This window comes from Serinicoccus shuyuelongi, assembly GCF_045032955.1.
In the GTDB taxonomy this organism is placed as follows: Bacteria; Actinomycetota; Actinomycetes; order Actinomycetales; family Dermatophilaceae; genus Ornithinicoccus.
Genome location: NZ_JBJFZU010000024.1, coordinates 1 through 1,267, shown reverse-complemented (window position 1 = coordinate 1,267; position 1,267 = coordinate 1). Strand labels below are relative to the sequence as shown.

Below are 1,267 nucleotides of genomic sequence, written 5' to 3'. Positions count from 1 at the left end.
TGTCTCGTGCTATATGCCCAGGTCACCGGGCGGGACTGCTGCACCGATAGGTGACATCTGATCTGGCTTGCCTGAGGGTGGGCCTGGAAGGATGTTGCTGTGCCCAAGCCCTACCCCCAGGAGTTCCGTGACGACGTCGTACGCGTCGCCCGCAGTCGTGAACCCGGCGTGACGATCGAGCAGATCGCGACAGACTTCGGCGTCCATCCGATGACGTTGCAGAAGTGGCTACGCCAATGTGACATCGATGAGGGAGGCACGCCGGGTCAGTCCCGCGCTGAGACGGTCGAGATCCGGGAACTGCGCAAGCGGAACCGGCTCCTCGAGCAGGAGAACGAGGTCCTGCGCCGGGCGGCGGCCTATCTGTCCCAGGCGAACCTGCCGGGAAAAGGCTCTACCCGCTCGTAAAGGAGCTCGCCGATGCAGGTATCCCTGTGGCGGTGACGTGCCGGGTGCTCAAGCTCTCCCGTCAGCCCTACTACCGGTGGCTGGCGGGCCCGGTCACCGACGCCGACCTCGCGGCGGCGTACCGCGCGGACGCCCTGTTCAACGCCCACCGCGACGACCCTGAGTTCGGGTACCGGTTCCTGGTGGACGAGGCCGCTGAGGCGGGCCAGCTGATGGCGACGCGGACTGCGTGGCGTTTGTGCTCGGACAACGGCTGGTGGTCCGCCTTCGGTAAGAAGCGGGGCAAGAACGGGAGGAAGCCCGGCCCGCCGGTGCATGAGGACCGGTGCGCTGTGATCGATGAGTTGGGCCGGACCCGGCACGAGTTCACCGCCGACGCTGCGAACGAGTTGTGGGTCGGGGACATCACGGAACATTGGACTGGTGAAGGGAAGCTCTATGTCTGCGCGTTCAAGGACGTGTACTCCAACCGGATCGTGGGCTACTCCATCGACTCCAGGATGAAGTCGCGGATCGCCGTCACCGCACTGAACAATGCCGTCGCCCGGCGCGGTGACGTCACCGGGTGCGTGGTTCACACCGATCGAGGATCGCAATTTCGTAGCAGGAAGTTCGTCCACGCTCTCAACCACCACAGCATGGTCGGATCCATGGGCAGGGTCGGCGCCGCGGGCGACAACGCCGCCATGGAATCCTTCTTCGCCCTGCTGCAGAAGAACGTCCTGAACCGCGGCCCCTGGGCCACCCGCCACGGCCTGCGGATCGCGATCGTGACCTGGATCGAGCGGACCTACCACCGCCGCCGACGACAAGCCGCTCTTGGCCGGTTGACCCCCATCGAGTACGAGACCATCATGAC

General features: G+C 65.5%; 1 protein-coding gene. It reads left to right on the top strand.

Going from position 1 to position 1,267, the window contains the following annotated elements:
• Window positions 1-99: 99 nt before the first annotated feature.
• Window positions 100-1,267, top strand: a protein-coding gene (locus ACI3EY_RS17215) for an IS3 family transposase (RefSeq protein ID WP_405041277.1) whose coding sequence is annotated in 2 segments (ribosomal slippage) — window positions 100-384 and window positions 387-1,267 — 1,166 coding nt annotated over the 2 segments. Because the reading frame shifts where the segments join, the coding sequence is not laid out codon by codon here. This gene is flagged as partial in the annotation.